The organism is Alcanivorax sp. DG881 (assembly GCF_000155615.1).
Classification (GTDB): domain Bacteria; phylum Pseudomonadota; class Gammaproteobacteria; order Pseudomonadales; family Alcanivoracaceae; genus Alcanivorax.
This window is the reverse complement of record NZ_DS989915.1, coordinates 2,813,325-2,829,362: the sequence shown is the minus strand read 5'-3', so window position 1 is coordinate 2,829,362 and position 16,038 is coordinate 2,813,325. Positions and strand designations below refer to the sequence as shown.

Below are 16,038 nucleotides of genomic sequence, written 5' to 3'. Positions count from 1 at the left end.
CGCGTTTTTTCAACGCCGGAAATGCCATACCCGTGAGCTGATTTGACCCCTCAAGTGTAAAAGCCACTGAGCCATGATCATTGCCATCGCGTGGCGGTTCTTGCCGGGAAGATGCTCACGGCAGGCTCGCCCCCTCGCCTGGAGCAGCTGTCATCACCCTGACATGACAACGAGATATACCCTGCGCAAACAATGGAGGTTATTCGTGGGAAACATGACAGCACTGCACCGCTGGTCCATCGCAGCCATCGTGGCGACCGGCCTGTGCATACTGATACTGAACCTGGCGGTCGGCGCGCTAAAACCGGCGGCGGACATTGCCTGGCTGGATATTGCCGGAGAAGGCGGGGCGGCCCTGCTGTCGCTGATGTGGACCTTCTTTATCTTCAACAGCCGCCCCGCCGGCTGGGTCACCCGGCTGCTCAGTGGTGGGCTGGCGTTTATCTTTTTCTCCTACTGGCAGGACGTGCTGGACGAGTTCATTCAGCTGCCCGCCCATGTGCACTGGGACCACTGGGTGGAATCCGGCTCCATGCCGCTGGGCATGATCCTGCTGACACTGGGCATCTATCACTGGCACCGGGAACAGCGGGCCATCAACCGGCAGCTGCTCAAGCGCGAACGCATTTTCCGTGAACACCGCAGTTTCGATGCACTGACCCCGCTCAGCGATGCCCGTTACCTGCGTGAGCAACTGGCGCTGGAGCTGCAGCATACGCAACAGCCGGTTTCGCTGATCATGATTGACCTGGACTGCTTCGATCACAGTCGCCGCCTGCTTGGCAGCGCCGACGGCGACCGGCTGTTGCGTGAACTGAGCGAGTTGCTGGTACTGAACCTGCGCCAGAAGGATCTGCTGTGTCGCTATGCTGGCGACCGTTTTGCCGTCGTCCTGCCCGCCACCGAACGCCTGATTGCCGAGAACCTGGGCCGGGAACTGAAACAGGCTGCCGACCACTTTGCCTTCAAGACACGACGCGGCGAAACCCACAGGGTAACGGTGCACACCGGCCTGGCAGTCTCCCATCATGACAGCGCGGACAGCCTGATCGAGCGCGCCAATCGTTGCCTGCTGCAATCCCGCTCGGGTCAGCCCCGGGTCGCCTGATGAACGGCTATCTGGCAGATCAGGCCTTCATCCCCGCGCATCATCAGCCAGCGGTATTGATTGATCTGATTCACGATCAAGGCATCGACCTGAACCGGCTGTTGCGACACACCGGCCTGTTCCAGGAACAGATTCTCAGCGGTGAAGCCCGGCTCAGTCCGCACGGCTGGCTGCAGCTGATCCACAATGCCCGACGACTGTTGCCAGACCCGGAGCTGAGCTTCCGTTATGGCCAGCGTTTGTTCCCCGGGCATTACGGCGCCATCAGCGCCCTGCTCGGCAATGCCGGTAACCTGCACGATGCCCTGCAGGTGTTTACCGGTTTCAGCAAACTGGTGTTCCCCCTGCTGGGGGCTCGCCTGACGGTCACCGACCAGCACCTATGCCTGCACTGGCTGGACAGTTGCGGCAACGGCAGCGAGCACCGTTTTGTGGTGGAAGCCGCCATGGCCGGGCTGGCGTCAGTGACGCGCTGGCTCAGCGGTGAGCGGCTGCCCTGGGCCTTCCAGTTCCGCCATGCCCGGCCATCCTATCCGGAGCAATACCAGGTGCATCTGGGCGACACCCTCTATTTTGATGGCCAGCTGGATGCCATGATCCTGCCGCGCCACTACCTGGAAAGCCCCTGGCCCGGCGCGTCGACCATTGCCTGGCGGGCAGCGAAACAGCAATGTCAGCCGCAGCTGGACCCGCTGGCCGGCGGCGACAGTTTCCGGTTGTATCTTTATCGCCAGCTGCTGCAGAACGTGGCCAGCCCGCCTTCCTTGCAGCAGCTGGCCAACCCGCTGCAGTGCAGCCCGGCCACCCTCAAGCGGCGCTTGCGCGACCAGGGCTGCCATTACCAGCAACTGCTCGATCAGGCGCGCCTGCATCAGGCCATTCACTGGTTACAGTTTCATGGCTACAGCACTGAACAGGTGGCGAGGCAGCTGAACTTCACCGACAGCACCAACTTCCGCCGCTCCTTCAAGCGTTGGTCTGGGCTGACTCCGGCGGCCTGCCAGCGGGCGCTGGCCGCCACCATGGGTAGCCTTTACCCGGCCTGAATCAGCCCTGACTTGAAAGGCGGGCGCGGACCTTTGACAATAGGAATCGTTGTGCGGTCATCGACTTTTCATGACCGAGGACCATGCTATAACTCCCATGGGCAGCCATGCAGTCGCCTGCATAGACCGGCAAACTGGCAAGGAGGCACCCGATGGCAAGCGTGCAACGTCCGCAGTCAATCCACCAATCAGCGGCCCCCCATGTGTACCGTGGCCTGACCGGCCGGGTCCGGGATGTGCTGGAAGCCGCCGATGTGCGTATCAACGGTTCCCGCCCCTGGGACATGCAAATTCACCACCCCCGCACCCTGACCCGTATCGCCCTGCAACGCTCCCTGGGTCTGGGCGAGTCCTACATGGATGCTTGGTGGGATTGCGATGCGCTGGATGAATTCTTCCATCGCCTGCTGACCCATGGCGCCAACAGGGTCAGCCATTCGCCGTTGCAGAGCGGTCTGCAATGGCTGGGGCACTGGTTGTTCAACCGACAAAGCCTGCATCGCTCCACCCGGGTAGCCCGCCAGCATTACGACCTGGGTAACGACCTGTTCGAGGCCATGCTCGACCCCACCATGAGTTACAGCTGCGGTTACTGGCGCGACGCCGAAACCTTGGCACAGGCCCAGGAAGCCAAGCTGGAGCTGATCTGCCGCAAGCTCAATCTGAAACCGGGCATGACCCTGCTGGATATCGGCTGCGGCTGGGGCGGGCTGCTGGAGTATGCCTGCCGGCACTACAGGATCTCCGGCGTCGGTGTGACCCTGTCCCGGGAGCAGGCCAGTCTGGCCCGGGAACGCTGCGCGTCTCTACCCGTCGACATCCGCCTGGAGGATTACCGTAAGCTGCAAGGTCGCTTTGACCGGGTGGTGTCCGTGGGCATGTTCGAGCATGTGGGGCGCCGCAATTACGCCACCTTCATGGAAACCTGCGCCCACCTGCTGCATCGCCAGGGGCTGATGCTGCTGCATACCATCGGCACCAACACCAGCACCAGCCGCCACGATCCCTGGATCGACAAATACATCTTCCCCAATGGTGAACTGCCATCCTGCGCACAGATTGCCCGTAACGCGGAGGACTGGTTTGTCTGTGAGGATCTGCATAATTTCGGCCCGGACTATGCCCGCACCCTGCGCGCCTGGGATCGTCATTTCGTCACACACTGGTCGCAGCTATCCGATCGTTACGACCAACGCTTCCATCGCATGTGGCGCTATTATCTCAATGCCTGCGCCGGCGCCTTTCAGGCGCGGGACATTCAGCTTTGGCAATGGGTATTCAGCCATGCCGGCGGCCGCGAGGAGGTCTATACCGGCGCCCGCTAGTGGGCTTATTTCAAACTTTTCCAACGCAGAGCTGGGCGCTTTGGCGACGCGAACTGTTACCTGATTTTGCAAGCAGCCCACTAGGGCATCACCGATGGACAGGGGCTACCCGCCGGCAAGGCTTCCAGGGTGGTCAGGCAGAGGATCGGTTGGCGGGCCAGGGTCCGGTCCAGCAGCGCCGGCCAGGCCTGCGGGTTAGCCATGGGCCGCGGCAGCTTATGGCTGGGCAGTGCCTTCCAGGCACCATCTTCCTGTTCCGCCAGCACAAACTGGAAAGGATGCAGCCCCGGCACCCCCAAGCGAATATCCGTGGCCAACAACTGGTCAGGCCCGGCTTCCACATCCATGAAACCCCGGGTAAACCAGGCCAGCTTGCGACCCGCTGGCACCTGCATGGCCTCGGCATAGTCCTGCGGCGAACGAGGAAAGGTTTCCACTGTCAGGGCATCGCCGTTATCCAGCACACCGGTGACAATTTCGAGTCTCTGCTGCTCCCCCAGCACCGTCACCCGCCACAGCAGGGTGGAAAACGGCATGGGCTGCACCAGACGTGGCGCCTCACTCAAGCCCCGTTGCGCCAGCGTCGGCATCACCCGCTGTGTCATCCATTGCTGGGCCACCAGGCTCCAGAACAGATACAGGGAGGACAGCGTCAGCCCGGTGGCCAGTGCCGTCATTGCCGGCGGTCGTGCCAGAGCCACTATCACGGCAACCAACAGGGGGAGGGTATAAAGCGGATCAATGATGAAGACACTGCTGATCGCCACCGGATCACCCAGAGGCCAGAACAAGCGCGTACCGTAGGTGGTAAAGGCATCCAGTAACGGGTGTGTGAGCAGGCACAGACCGGTGAAGGCCCACCAGCGCCACAGGCTGATGGCCGGTCGCCAGCGTTGCAGCAGCCAGGCCAGCAGCAGCGATACCGGCAACAACACCAGCAGGGAATGGCTGAAGCCGCGATGCTCGGTGAAATTGGCCACCGCATCGCCGTAATCAATCAGAACATCCAGATCAGGCAAGGTGCCCAACAAAGCACCCCCGAGCAGGGCCCGGCGGCCCAGCGGGCGGGCGAGAACGGCGCCCCCGACGGAGGCACCCAATACGGCCTGTGACAATGAATCCATGAATTACTCTAGGGCCTGTTAACACTACCGAGGTAACGCCTGCTGGATGCATTTTTTCGTCCAGTGGTGTCAGCCGGTGTGCCGTGTAGTCATTCTACATAAACAGCGGATGGCACTGCTGGGCGGGAAAAGGGACCAGCCCTTCGGGTTGAGCCCCACACAAGCCTGCGCAGTGAACAGCCGAAGGCTGGCCCGAAGGGCGGAGCGCTTGCGCGGAGTCAAAGCCGCCACTCGTCGTTATTCGTCACTCATTTGGAGCCACCAAACTTCACTCCTCATGCCTAGATTGACGGCTTTTGGGGCTCAACAGGTGTCATCTCGGCAGTGTTAACAGGCCCTAGATGGACAGGCAGGACGGCAGTATCGCCTCCGGCCTGCCAACAGGCCGTCAATACGGCATTAACCCGCTACGCCCCACAGGCCCTTCAGGCTGTTCAGTGCGGTCGCGCCAACGCCTTCACCGCCCAGGAAGCCGAGAATCTTCGGCGCAAACTGGGAGATCATCTCCGGGCTCAGGCCCAGTGCACTGAAGGCTTTGGAGACACCCTGCAAAGAAGAAATGTTACCCAGCATGGAGGAGGCCATGCCACCACCGCCACCCAGCAGGGAATCCAGCCCCGGCACCTTGTTCATGATGCCGCTGAACTGATCACCCGACAGGTTGTTCTGGGCCATGGCCAACAAGGCCCCGGCACCGCCTGCCGCCTGCTGCTGAGTCACACCCAGATCGGTGGACAGGGAATCCACCAATGCCTTGGCTTCACCGGTCACCGCCAGTTTGCTGTTGGCACTGTCCATGGCACCGGTAGCGGCGTCGTTAGCCTCATTCACGCTGGCATTGGCCTTGTCGGACGCGTCATTCACGGCCTTGTTGGCCGAGTCGGTCATGGACTTCAGATCAAAGGCCTGGGCCGGCGCACTCAGGACCAGGCACAGAGAGGCGCCCATCAAGCCAAAACGAAAAGCGTTCATAGTTGCTCCTTGGTTATCGTCAATCATCCCTGTTCAGAGGGGAACAGTATGGCAAACCTTACCCATGCAAAAAGACGACGGCCATCACTTTGTGCACGCTTTGCGCAGGGGGTCATTCAAGCGGCTGCTGACATTTCTGCAATAACCCGAGCAACTGCTCTTGCTCACTGCGGCTCAAGCCTTGCAGAAGCTCGGCAAACGCCGCCCGGCGAATCTGCTCAGCGGCATCCGCCATGGCCTGCCCCTGCTCGCTGAGGAAAAGGCGCACCTTGCGGCCATCATCCGGGTCGGCTTCCCGGCGTATCAGCCCCTGCGCTTCCAGTGCCTTGATCTTGCGGGTGAGCTGCGCCTTGTCACGGGCCTGGTGGCGCGCCAGGCACTGGGGCGTGGCGCCCGGCGTATTCAGCAGAAACTGCAGCAGGCCAATATCCGGTGGACCCAGCGACACCGGTAGCGTGGACAGCGGTTCACGCATGGCCCCACGCAGCCGGTTCAATGTGGCGGTGAAAGCCCGGCCAAGGGGCGCGGTAATATCATCAGGCATGGCATTCTCGTAACGGTTAAAGTAGTTGACACAGTCAACTTTAAGGCGGAATATAGTTGATATTATCAACTTGATACACAGGATTTACTACCATGGAACATGCCCACGGATTCGCCGCCACCGGCCAGGCTTCCCTGTATCTGAAAAAACTCTGCCGCCATTTCAGCCACAAGCTGGAAACACAGTTCGACGACCACAACGGGGTCATCCGTTTTCCGTTCGGCACCTGCGAGCTGAGCGCGGACGAACAGGCCTTGCATCTGCACTGCCAGGCCGGCAGCAATGATCTGGAGCGCCTGCGCGAGATTATCGACAGCCACCTGGCCCGCTTCACCACCCGCGAACCGGTGACCTTGCGCTGGCACTGAAACCGCGACTCATACCGGCAGGGGCTACTGCTCCGGCACGTTGTACTTGAAACGGGGCAGATGCCACTCATAACGAATCGCCAGCATGCGCACCAGAAAGCCGCTAGCCAGCGTTACCAGGGTGATGACTGTCTCCCCCAATGGGGTCAATTGCAGCAACAAATACAGGCAGGCCGCCCCCAGTGAAATCACCGCATACAGCTCCTTCTGAAAGACCAACGGCATACGATTACAAAGCAGGTCACGAATCACTCCACCAAAAATACCGGTGATCAAACCGGCCAACACGGCTACCGGCGCCCCCAGCTCCATGCCCTGAGCCACCTTCACTCCGATCACCGTGAACACCATCAGCCCAAGCGCATCCAGCACCAGAAACAACATACGCAGGCGCTGCATCAGCGGTGCCACCCAAGTGGTTACCAGTGCCGCTACCGCCGTCAGGCCCAGATATTCCGGGTGCACGACCCAGACCAGCGGATAGTGCCCGAGCAGCACATCACGCATGGAGCCGCCACCCATAGCCGTCACACAGGCCACCATGACCACGCCGAACAGGTCCATGCGCAACCGCCCTGCGGCCAGCGCGCCGGTCATGGCTTCCGCCGTGATGCCGATCAGATACAACGTCAAAAGCATATCTCTTGCCCCTGTTTCACCGTTCGCCCTGTTGTCGCCTTGAATTACAAATGAAAATCATTATCATCCGCAAGCCTGTGATTCTCGCCAGGTTTCCCCCAGCCATCACATGCCTCGATGCACGCAAAACCGCGAGCGTCGTTACTGCATTTTATTGTTACCGGGGGAACCATGTCTTATTTCCGTTTTTCCGTTCTGACCACCAGCCTCATGCTGGCAGCCGGCGCGGCCTATTCCGAAACCACCACCAGCAACAGCGATGCGCATACGCTGGGCAATATTGATGTCACCGCCAGCAGCGTGGATGAACACGATGCCAGTATGACCACAGAAAGCACCGAGCGATACGGCACCACCGCCACGGATACTGCGACCCGCATGGTGCTATCGCCCCGCGAAACGCCGCAGTCTGTTTCCGTGATTACTCGCCAGCAGATGGACGACTTCAACCTCGACAGCGTAGCGGAAGTCATGCAGCGCACGCCGGGCGTCACCGTGAAAACCCAGGACACCGAACGCCAGCAGCTGTTTGCCCGCGGCTTTGAAATTACCAACTTTCTATACGACGGCATGCCGTCCACACGGATCGACACCCTGGGCAAACAAGCGGCCCTGTCCGACACCTTCATCTACGACCGCATTGAAGTCTTGCGCGGGGCCAGTGGCCTGCTCAACGGCATTGGCAACCCGTCCGCCACGGTAAACCTGGTACGCAAGAAACCCACCCGTGATTTCACCGGCCAGGTGGGCGCGGAGCTGAACAGCTGGGACGGTTACCGCGGCGAGTTCGATGCCAGCGGGTCACTGTCCAAGAATGGCCGGGTGCGCGGCCGCTTTGTCAGCGCCTACGAACAGGGCGAGTCTTTCCTGGATCACTACGAAAACGAAAAGCAGGTGTTCTACGGCGTGATCGAAGCGGACCTGTTCGACAACACTCTGCTTACCGTGGGCATGGACTACATGGACTATGATCCCATGGGGTCTACCTGGGGCGGCATCCCCCTGTTCTACAGCGACGGCGGCCTTGCCGATCTGGACCGGGACCTGAATCCGGCCACCGACTGGAGCAGCTGGGCCCAGGATTCACAAACCGTCTTTGTGAACCTGGAGCATCAGTTCGAAAACGGCTGGTACAGCAAGTTTGCCTATACCAACCAGCAGAACAACTATGACGCCCAGCTGGCCTCCGCCGGTGGTGGCCAGCTGAACCGCGATGGCAGCGGCAAGACGCTATGGTCCGGACGCTTTGTGGAGGACAAGACCCAGGATACGTTCGATCTCTACGCCAACGGGCCCTTCGCCCTCTTCGGCCGCCAACATGAATTGGTGGTGGGCGCCAGCTACTCCGATGCCGAACGGGATTACACCGGCCAGTCGCCGGTTAATTTCAATAACGTGATACCGGACCTGCTCAGCTGGGATGGCGATATTCCCAAACCGGTCTGGGCCGCACCCAATACGGTAGAAGAGCAACACACCAAACAGACCAGCCTGTATGCCACCGCCCGTTTCAAACCCACCGATCGCCTTGCCGTCATTGCCGGTGGCCAGGTGGTGGACTGGGAAACCGACACCCAGGGCGTGAACTGGCAAGGCCCCCTGGATGAGCAATACCAGGAAAACGGTGAGGTTGTCCCCTACCTGGGGCTGGTCTATGACCTGACCGATCACCACTCCGTGTACGCCAGCTACACCAGCATCTTTCAGCCGCAGACCGTACGCGACACCAACAACCAGATTCTCGACCCGGAAGAAGGTAACAGCTATGAAGCCGGCCTGAAGAGTGAGTTCAATGAGGGGCGCCTGAACACCACTGTCGCGGTGTTCCGTATCAATCAGGACAACCTGGCCGAGTCCACCGGCCAACCCATTCCAGGCGGGCCACCCAACTCCGTGGCCTACCAGGCCGTGGATGGTGCCGAAACCAACGGTTTTGAGCTGGAAGCCGCCGGCGAGATCCTGCCTGACTGGCAGGTACAGGCAGGCTACACCTATCGCATTACCGAAGACCCGGACGGCGACGAGCTAAACACGACTTCGCCGGAAGACATGATTCGCCTGTCCACCCAGTACCGCTTTCGCGGTGACCTGAACGGCCTGACTATCGGCACGGCGGTATCCTGGCAGAACAAGACCTATGCATTCGTGACTCGCCCCGGGGCCAGCGCCGACTACAAGTTTGTTCAGGAAAGCTACACCCTGGTGGACCTGATGGCTCGCTACCAGGTGACTCCCGCCCTGTCGGTGGGCGCTAACGTGAGCAACCTGACGGACGAAAAGTACTACAACAATCTGGGGTTCTATAACGGGGGATACTACGGGGATGCCCGCAAGTATAGCCTGAAGATGGACTACCGGTTCTGATCGCGGTTTAGCCATCCCAGGCGAAGGCGGGTGTCGGCTTACGGCTCCGCCTAAGCCGACCTACGGAATCACGGAGCCTGCAACGATCAAACGTCAGACAGAAAAATGCGCTCTTTTTCGATAACAATCCGGCGCGCCTTGTAGAGCCCGCCAATGGCCTGTTTAAAGGCATTCTTGCTGCAACGGAAAGTCTGGAAAATGGCTTCCGGCGAACTCTTGTCCCCCAGTGGCAGTTCGCCACCGGCCTTTTCCAGTGCCGCCAGAATCTGCTCCGTAAGCCCATCGCTTTTCGCCGCGCCCGGCGCGTTCAATGACAGGCTGAGTTTCTGATCTTCACGCAAGCGCTGCACATAGCCGGTCACCCGTTGCCCCGGGCGCAATGGCGCACGCAGTTCACTGGCCGCAATCATGCCCCAGGCATGATCATCCACCACCACCTTGTAGCCCAGGTCGGTGCTGTGCGCCGCCACCAGCGAGACTTCATCACCCTGCTGATACGCCTGACAGGTATCGGACAGGAACCGGTCCAGCTGGGCGCTAACCATCAGCCGCCCTTCCCGGTCCGTGGTCAGTATCACCAGCACCCAGCTTTCTTCCCGCACCGGCCCTTTTTGTTCAGCGAACGGCAGCAGCAAATCCTTGGGCATGCCCCAGTCCACAAACGCCCCCACCTTGCTGGTGGAAACCACTTTCAGTAACGCCACCTGGCCAAGTTGTATTCGCGGGGTGCGCAGGCTGGCCATGGGCCGCCCTTCACCATCGCTGTACAGCGTGACCATGACACTGTCACCGGGGCCCAGCGTCTGGCCCTCCACTTCCCGGGACGGCAACAACACTTCGCCCAGCTCGCCACCATCCAGCAGCAAGCCATTACGAATGACCTTGAGAATTTCCAGGGAGTGGCGGGTGCCGAGTTTCGGGGATACGGTCATGGATCGGGCCTGTTTGGTTGCGGACCGTCTTCTCCCGCTTGCGGGAGAAGACGGTTGATCTTGCGTGTTGCGTGGTGCCTGCTACGTGGCGCGTCTGTCTTTACCACATCAGGTCATCGGGGATCGGGAAGTCCTTGTAAGGGTCATCCTCGTCCACGGCATCATTGCCACGCTCGTTGAGCAACAACACAGCAGCCTCATCTCGCTGACGGATTTTCTCTGCCACCACGGTTGGCACCAGCTCGAAGCTATCACCCAAAGCCACAATGGCGATCTGCCCTCGCTCCAGCTGCTTCTGCTGTTTGCCGGTCACATAGGCCTTCTTTATCTTCTTGTCCTGCACGAACTGGAAAGCCACTTCGCCGTTGTTCCGGTCCAGCCGGCTTTGCTCGATCATCTGCTTGATCTGCGCGGCAATTTCTTTCTTTTCCCGCTCGGCCTTGCGCTCGGCTTCGCGCTGACGGTCTGCCTCGGCCTTTTCTTCACGCAAGCGACGGGCCCGATCCGCCGGGTCTTCCAGCTCGATCTCGCCGCGCTTGGCCTTGTTCACATCCTCGCGTTTCTGCTGCTTGGCCTTGCGGGCTTTTTTCTCGTCCGCCAGCCCCGCTTTCATCAATTGCTTCTGCAGTGAATTCGCCATGATGTTCTCTCTTTCTCCATGAACAGATTGCCCTCGGCAAGGGCTGTCAAAAAACCGCTAACGCTGACCCAGCGGTGACGCTGGCGCTTTGCCCAACAGCGGCTGGGCACGGTGAAAACGGCTGTCGTAACCGGGCTGCCAGGGAAACACACCTTTCGGATCCGGCCAGACCATCTGCAGCGCCGGGTACGGCGCCGGCAGGCTCTGGTAGAACCAGTTGGCAAAGCCCAGGTATTCCTTGTAATGCGGGAATGCCACCGGCAGAAACATGACTTCCAGCCCATCGGCGATATCGTTATACAGGCGGTACGGCTGATAGGGCTTTTTCAGCCCACGAATCCGCACGGCCGCGCTGTCCAGCAACTTGCTGGCCAGGGCATCTTTCAGGCCCACCACAATCAGTTCCGGGTGATTCAGGTTGAGAAAATGCCCCACGCTGAAAGTGTAGCCGGGCTGGCCGTCGCCACCGGGCACAGCGAAGTGGTGCCAGCCCTTGCGCTGAATATCCGCCAGCAGCGCTTTGTCTTCAGCATCTTCCGGCTGCGGATAACGGAATTTGCCGGGCATTTCATCAAGGAACATAGACTCATCATCAGGTTCAAGCAGCGCAAGGGGGGCACTGCCAAGCGTTTTCGCGGTGTGATCGCAATCATAACAGACTCCGCCTTCACTTGGTGACACCCCCCGCACCTGCAATACTGGGGCAAATTCAGAACAATGAGGATTCCCCATGAAACGTGCTGGCTTGCTGGTAACCGCGCTACTGGCCACCCCTCTCGCCCACGCAGCCCCCGGCGTGGCGATCTATGGTGGCGGGTATACCTGGGATACAGAACTGGAAGGCAACGTGGCTTCCGGTGGCGCCAACATCGATGTGCAGGATGATCTGGGCTTCAACAAGGCCGACCAGAGTGTGCTCTATCTCGGGGTGGAACACGCCGTGCCGGTGATCCCCAATGTTCGCCTGCGCTATATCGACCTGTCTGACAGCGCCAGCAATGTCATCAGCCGGAGCTTCACATTCAATGGGCAAAACTTTGTTGCCAACACCCGCGTCGCCACGGACTTTGATCTGGAAATGCTGGACGGCACTTTTTACTACAGCCCCATCAACAATGCCCTGAAAGTGGATCTCGGTCTGACCGTACGCCAAATGGATGGTGACTTGCGGCTGAACAGCCTGGTGGGAAAAACCACCCTGAGCATTGATGAAACCTTGCCCATGCTGCACGCCGGTGCCCGGGCACAGCTTCCGATTCCCGGCGTGTATGTGGGCGCGGAAGTGAACGCCATTTCCTACGACGGCAGCAAGATGAACGACTATAACGCCCGTGTGGGCTGGCGTTCAGATTACCTGCTTGGCCTGGAGCTGGGGTACAGCCGCATGAACATCGAGCTGGATGACGTGAACAACCTGGATACCGACCTGGAGGTCGGCGGGCCCTATTTCGCCATTTCCTTGGGCTTTTAGGGATCCTTAAGGGCATAACCCCACACCCGGCGGTAGCGTCGGTTGAAAGGTAAGTGTCGGCTTACGGCTACGCCTAAGCCGACCTACACATCCCTCGCTCGCCGCTACTGAGGCCTTTGCAGTTAGCCGCGAATCGAATCAATGCGCGCATCTTTTTCCTGCCAGAGTTCACTCACCCACTGCTGAATTTCTTCACGGAACACCGGATCGTCCTGATAATCGCTGCGCCACAGCCGCGGCTCCAACGGGCAGGTGCGCACGTCCACGATCACCCTCTGCACCTTGCCACTGAGCAAATCCCAGAACCCTGGCGTTTCGCCCTCCGGGTACACCACCGTCACATCCAGCAGCGCATCCAGGTTATCGCCCAGCGCAGCCAATACAAACGCCACCCCACCCGCCTTGGGCTTAAGAAGGTTCCGGTAGGGAGACTGCTGCGCCGCCTGCTTGGCAGGAGTGAACCGGGTGCCTTCCAGGAAATTCACCACCGTCACCGGGATACCCTGAAATTTTTCGCAGGCTCGCCGGGTAATGTCCAGATCCTGGCCTTTCAGGTGCGGATTCTTTTTCAGGAATGCCTTGCTGTAACGCTTCATGAACGGGTAATCCAGCGCCCAGAACGCCAGCCCGAGAAACGGCACCCAGATCAGTTCCTTTTTGAGAAAGAACTTGAAGTACGGCGTCTTGCGATTAAAGGTCTGCACCAGTGCCGGGATATCCACCCAGGATTGATGGTTACTGACGACCAGATAGGAGGTGTCCTTGCGCAGGGACTCCACTCCACGGATCTCCCAGTGAGTGGGCGTGAGAAGCGCAAAAATCCCCTTGCAGATTTCCGCCCAGCTTTCCGCAATCCACATGACCGTGGCCGAGCAAGCACGCTTCGCCGTCACACCGGGCAGTACCAGCTTCAGCAGCGCCACCAGCAACATCGGACCAATCAACACCAGGGTGTTGAGCAACAACAATACAACCGCAAGGATACCCGTCAGCATTCCGTGCAAACCTCGTTAATTCCAATCCCTATCCACTCGCCGCACCTCTACCCCGGCGAACCTTTTTACTGCGAGCCTGCTTCCTGTACACACAGAAAAAAGGCCGGCTGCACCTTTGCATTACCGGCCCTTCCCCTCCTGCAGGCACACGATCAGCCCTTGCGCTCCACAGACATGGCATCCACGTTCTGGAAGCCACGCGGCAGCTTCGCCCCGCGACGGCCCCGCTCGCCATAATAGTGCTCAAGATCGCCGGCTTTCAGGGTCAGGTGACGCTTGCCCGCGTAGAGAGTCAGCGCATCGTCCGGGCCAACCACCTGAACGTCCTGCACGAATTCCACCCGCTCGGCCACACGCGCACCCGGAATCGACATCATCTTGTTGCCCTTGCCGCGAACCATTTCCGGCAACTCGCTGACCGGGAACACCAACAGCCGACCTTCATTGGAAACCAGCGCAATGCGGTCATCCGCCGTGGAGGCAATCGGTTGTGGCGACAACACGCGCGCACCCTTGGGAACATTAAGCACCGTCTTGCCCGCTTTCTTGTTCGCCAGCAAGTCCGCATAGCGCACCACGAAACCGTAACCGGCATCCGTGCTCATCAGGTAGGCATCCTTGTCCTTGCCCATCACCGCCGCCATAAAGCTGGCGCCGGAAGGCGGACTCACCCGGCCAGACAGGGGCTCACCCTGCCCCCGCGCACTGGGCAAGGTGTGCGCCGGCAGCGAATAGGTCCGCCCGGTGCTGTCGATAAAGCAGACCGGCTGGTTGGATTTGCCTTTGGCACTGGCCTTGTACTTGTCGCCAGCCTTGTAACTGAGCCCTTCCACGTCCACTTCGTGCCCCTTGGCGGCACGCACCCAGCCTTTTTCCGACAGCACCACGGTCACCGGGTCGGCGCTGAGCAGGTCGGTCTCATCCAGGGCCTTGGCGTCATCGCGCTCCACCAGCGGCGAGCGGCGATCATCACCGTATTTCTCGGCGTCATCCTTCAGCTCTTTGGCTACCAGCTTCTTCATTTTCGCCATGGAGCCCAGAGTGGTTTCCAGGTATTCGCGTTCTTCGTTGAGCTCGTCCTGCTCACCGCGAATTTTCATTTCTTCCAGTTTCGCCAAGTGGCGCAACTTCAATTCCAGAATCGCTTCCGCCTGACGGTCGCTGATACCAAACCGTTCCATCAATACCGGCTTGGGGGCATCTTCAGTACGGATGATGTGAATCACTTCATCAATATTCAGGAATGCCGCCAACAAGCCTTCCAGGATGTGCAGGCGTTCCAGCACCTTGTCGAGACGGTACTGCAGACGACGGCGCACCGTGACCATGCGGAACTGCAGCCACTCGTTCAGAATCATGTCCAGGCTTTTCACCTGGGGCCGGCCATCGATGCCGATCATGTTCAGGTTAACCCGGTAATTCTTTTCCAGGTCGGTGCTGGCAAACAGGTGACTCATCAACTGTTCCACATCCACCCGGTTGGAGCGCGGCGTAATCACCAGGCGAGTGGGATTCTCATGGTCGGATTCGTCCCGCAGATCGCTGACCATGGGCAGCTTTTTCTTGTTCATCTGATCGGCGATCTGTTCCAGCACCTTGGCCCCGGAAACCTGATACGGCAGCGCGGTCACCACAATATCGCCATCTTCGCGTTCGTACACCGCACGCTGCTTCAGAGAGCCTTTACCCTCGGCATACATGCGAATGATGTCGTTGATCGGGGTGATCACTTCCGCTTCGGTAGGGAAATCCGGGCCCTTGATGTACTGCATCAGGTCATCCAGCGAGGCGCCGGGATCTTTCAGCAGGTGAATACAGGCATTGGCCACTTCGCGCAGATTGTGCGGCGGGATATCCGTGCTCATGCCCACGGCAATGCCGGTGGTGCCATTGAGCAACACATTGGGCAGCCGGGCCGGCAGCAGCTTGGGCTCATCCATGGTGCCATCGAAGTTCGGCAACCATTCCACCGTGCCCTGGCCCAGCTCGGACAGCAGCACTTCCGCATACGGCGCCAGTTTCGATTCCGTATAACGCATGGCGGCAAACGATTTCGGGTCGTCCGCGCTACCCCAGTTCCCCTGACCATCCACCAGCGGATAGCGGTAACTGAACGGCTGCGCCATCAACACCATGGCTTCGTAGCAGGCAGAGTCCCCATGAGGATGATACTTACCCAGCACATCACCCACCGTACGGGCGGACTTCTTGTACTTGGACGTGGACTTCAGGCCCAGCTCACTCATGGCGTACACGATACGCCGCTGCACCGGCTTGAGGCCGTCACCAATATTGGGCAAGGCCCGATCCAGAATCACGTACATGGAATAATCCAGGTACGCTTTTTCGGTGTATTCCTTTAACGGAAAACTTTCAAATTCGTCAGCCATGTTTGCTCGCTATACTCGCTGGCCTGCACGCTTACACGCATCACGCAACACTCTGTCGTTACGCTTTACGAGAAAACCAAACCAGCAATATGTTCCAATTTTTATTAACCTTTGTGCTCC

At 59.6% G+C, this 16,038-nt stretch carries 15 protein-coding genes; 6 read left to right on the top strand and 9 right to left on the bottom strand.

Annotated elements, in window-relative coordinates:
• Positions 1–214 precede the first annotated feature (214 nt).
• From ADG881_RS12780 to cfa, 3 genes are all read left to right on the top strand, one after another.
• Complete coding sequence (locus tag ADG881_RS12780; RefSeq protein WP_007150895.1) at positions 215–1,108, top strand: diguanylate cyclase domain-containing protein; 894 nt, start codon at positions 215–217, stop codon at positions 1,106–1,108.
• A complete protein-coding gene (locus ADG881_RS12775) occupies positions 1,108–2,154 on the top strand; it encodes an AraC family transcriptional regulator (RefSeq protein WP_007148408.1) in 1,047 nt (348 codons plus the stop codon). The genes ADG881_RS12780 and ADG881_RS12775 overlap by 1 nt, the downstream gene beginning before the upstream one ends.
• Positions 2,155–2,306: 152 nt before the next feature.
• Positions 2,307–3,479 (top strand): cyclopropane fatty acyl phospholipid synthase, encoded by a 1,173-nt coding sequence (gene cfa / locus ADG881_RS12770; RefSeq protein WP_039926758.1) that lies wholly within the window; start codon positions 2,307–2,309, stop codon positions 3,477–3,479.
• An 80-nt stretch (positions 3,480–3,559) separates the two neighbouring features.
• Here the strand turns inward: cfa and ADG881_RS12765 are convergent, their stop codons facing one another.
• From ADG881_RS12765 to ADG881_RS12755, 3 genes are all read right to left on the bottom strand, one after another.
• A complete protein-coding gene (locus ADG881_RS12765) occupies positions 3,560–4,603 on the bottom strand; it encodes a metal-dependent hydrolase (RefSeq protein WP_007149570.1) in 1,044 nt (347 codons plus the stop codon).
• A gap of 399 nt (positions 4,604–5,002) precedes the next feature.
• The gene (locus ADG881_RS12760) at positions 5,003–5,575 is read right to left on the bottom strand and encodes a DUF2780 domain-containing protein (RefSeq protein ID WP_007150612.1); all 573 of its coding nucleotides are present in this window, start codon (positions 5,573–5,575) and stop codon (positions 5,003–5,005) included.
• Positions 5,576–5,687: 112 nt separating this feature from the next.
• Positions 5,688–6,119, bottom strand: coding sequence for a MarR family winged helix-turn-helix transcriptional regulator (locus ADG881_RS12755; RefSeq protein ID WP_007149495.1), 432 nt, complete (start codon positions 6,117–6,119; stop codon positions 5,688–5,690).
• 92 nt (positions 6,120–6,211) lie between these two features.
• Between ADG881_RS12755 and ADG881_RS12750 the strand changes: the two genes are divergently transcribed.
• Entirely contained in the window at positions 6,212–6,487 is a 276-nt protein-coding gene (locus tag ADG881_RS12750) for a DUF2218 domain-containing protein (RefSeq protein ID WP_007149813.1), read from the top strand.
• 24 nt (positions 6,488–6,511) lie between these two features.
• Here ADG881_RS12750 and ADG881_RS12745 read toward each other — a convergent pair whose 3' ends face one another.
• Positions 6,512–7,126: a trimeric intracellular cation channel family protein gene (locus ADG881_RS12745; RefSeq protein ID WP_007148634.1), complete on the bottom strand. Its 615-nt coding sequence runs from the start codon at positions 7,124–7,126 to the stop codon at positions 6,512–6,514.
• Positions 7,127–7,297: 171 nt separating this feature from the next.
• Here ADG881_RS12745 and ADG881_RS12740 point away from each other — a divergent pair, with 171 nt between their 5' ends.
• Positions 7,298–9,490, top strand: coding sequence for a TonB-dependent siderophore receptor (locus ADG881_RS12740; RefSeq protein WP_039926756.1), 2,193 nt, complete (start codon positions 7,298–7,300; stop codon positions 9,488–9,490).
• Positions 9,491–9,576: 86 nt separating this feature from the next.
• Here the strand turns inward: ADG881_RS12740 and ADG881_RS12735 are convergent, their stop codons facing one another.
• The 3 genes from ADG881_RS12735 to ADG881_RS12725 all read right to left on the bottom strand — a co-directional run bounded on the left by ADG881_RS12735 (position 9,577) and on the right by ADG881_RS12725 (position 11,644).
• On the bottom strand, positions 9,577–10,422 hold the full coding sequence (locus tag ADG881_RS12735; protein ID WP_007149493.1) for a S1 RNA-binding domain-containing protein: 846 nt from the start codon (positions 10,420–10,422) through the stop codon (positions 9,577–9,579).
• A 100-nt stretch (positions 10,423–10,522) separates the two neighbouring features.
• Positions 10,523–11,062: a DUF2058 domain-containing protein gene (locus ADG881_RS12730; RefSeq protein WP_007149191.1), complete on the bottom strand. Its 540-nt coding sequence runs from the start codon at positions 11,060–11,062 to the stop codon at positions 10,523–10,525.
• Positions 11,063–11,119: 57 nt separating this feature from the next.
• Positions 11,120–11,644: a DUF4262 domain-containing protein gene (locus tag ADG881_RS12725; protein ID WP_007150353.1), complete on the bottom strand. Its 525-nt coding sequence runs from the start codon at positions 11,642–11,644 to the stop codon at positions 11,120–11,122.
• Between the two features lie 148 nt (positions 11,645–11,792).
• Between ADG881_RS12725 and ADG881_RS12720 the strand changes: the two genes are divergently transcribed.
• Positions 11,793–12,533, top strand: coding sequence for a TIGR04219 family outer membrane beta-barrel protein (locus ADG881_RS12720; RefSeq protein WP_007149379.1), 741 nt, complete (start codon positions 11,793–11,795; stop codon positions 12,531–12,533).
• Between the two features lie 122 nt (positions 12,534–12,655).
• Here the strand turns inward: ADG881_RS12720 and ADG881_RS12715 are convergent, their stop codons facing one another.
• Together ADG881_RS12715 and parC are read right to left on the bottom strand one after the other, a co-directional pair.
• Entirely contained in the window at positions 12,656–13,528 is an 873-nt protein-coding gene (locus ADG881_RS12715) for an acyltransferase (protein WP_007149031.1), read from the bottom strand.
• A 152-nt stretch (positions 13,529–13,680) separates the two neighbouring features.
• Positions 13,681–15,918: a DNA topoisomerase IV subunit A gene (parC, locus tag ADG881_RS12710; protein ID WP_007148975.1), complete on the bottom strand. Its 2,238-nt coding sequence runs from the start codon at positions 15,916–15,918 to the stop codon at positions 13,681–13,683.
• Positions 15,919–16,038: the final 120 nt, after the last annotated feature.

Coding starts and splice junctions, on each gene's coding strand:
- parC (WP_007148975.1), bottom strand. CDS start 15,918: ATGGCTGACGAATTTGAAAGTTTTCCGTTAAAGGAATACACCGAAAAA.
- ADG881_RS12730 (WP_007149191.1), bottom strand. CDS start 11,062: ATGGCGAATTCACTGCAGAAGCAATTGATGAAAGCGGGGCTGGCGGAC.
- ADG881_RS12740 (WP_039926756.1), top strand. CDS start 7,298: ATGTCTTATTTCCGTTTTTCCGTTCTGACCACCAGCCTCATGCTGGCA.
- ADG881_RS12745 (WP_007148634.1), bottom strand. CDS start 7,126: ATGCTTTTGACGTTGTATCTGATCGGCATCACGGCGGAAGCCATGACC.
- ADG881_RS12760 (WP_007150612.1), bottom strand. CDS start 5,575: ATGAACGCTTTTCGTTTTGGCTTGATGGGCGCCTCTCTGTGCCTGGTC.
- cfa (WP_039926758.1), top strand. CDS start 2,307: ATGGCAAGCGTGCAACGTCCGCAGTCAATCCACCAATCAGCGGCCCCC.
- ADG881_RS12780 (WP_007150895.1), top strand. CDS start 215: ATGACAGCACTGCACCGCTGGTCCATCGCAGCCATCGTGGCGACCGGC.
- ADG881_RS12735 (WP_007149493.1), bottom strand. CDS start 10,422: ATGACCGTATCCCCGAAACTCGGCACCCGCCACTCCCTGGAAATTCTC.
- ADG881_RS12720 (WP_007149379.1), top strand. CDS start 11,793: ATGAAACGTGCTGGCTTGCTGGTAACCGCGCTACTGGCCACCCCTCTC.
- ADG881_RS12765 (WP_007149570.1), bottom strand. CDS start 4,603: ATGGATTCATTGTCACAGGCCGTATTGGGTGCCTCCGTCGGGGGCGCC.
- ADG881_RS12750 (WP_007149813.1), top strand. CDS start 6,212: ATGGAACATGCCCACGGATTCGCCGCCACCGGCCAGGCTTCCCTGTAT.
- ADG881_RS12715 (WP_007149031.1), bottom strand. CDS start 13,528: ATGCTGACGGGTATCCTTGCGGTTGTATTGTTGTTGCTCAACACCCTG.
- ADG881_RS12775 (WP_007148408.1), top strand. CDS start 1,108: ATGAACGGCTATCTGGCAGATCAGGCCTTCATCCCCGCGCATCATCAG.
- ADG881_RS12725 (WP_007150353.1), bottom strand. CDS start 11,644: ATGTTCCTTGATGAAATGCCCGGCAAATTCCGTTATCCGCAGCCGGAA.
- ADG881_RS12755 (WP_007149495.1), bottom strand. CDS start 6,119: ATGCCTGATGATATTACCGCGCCCCTTGGCCGGGCTTTCACCGCCACA.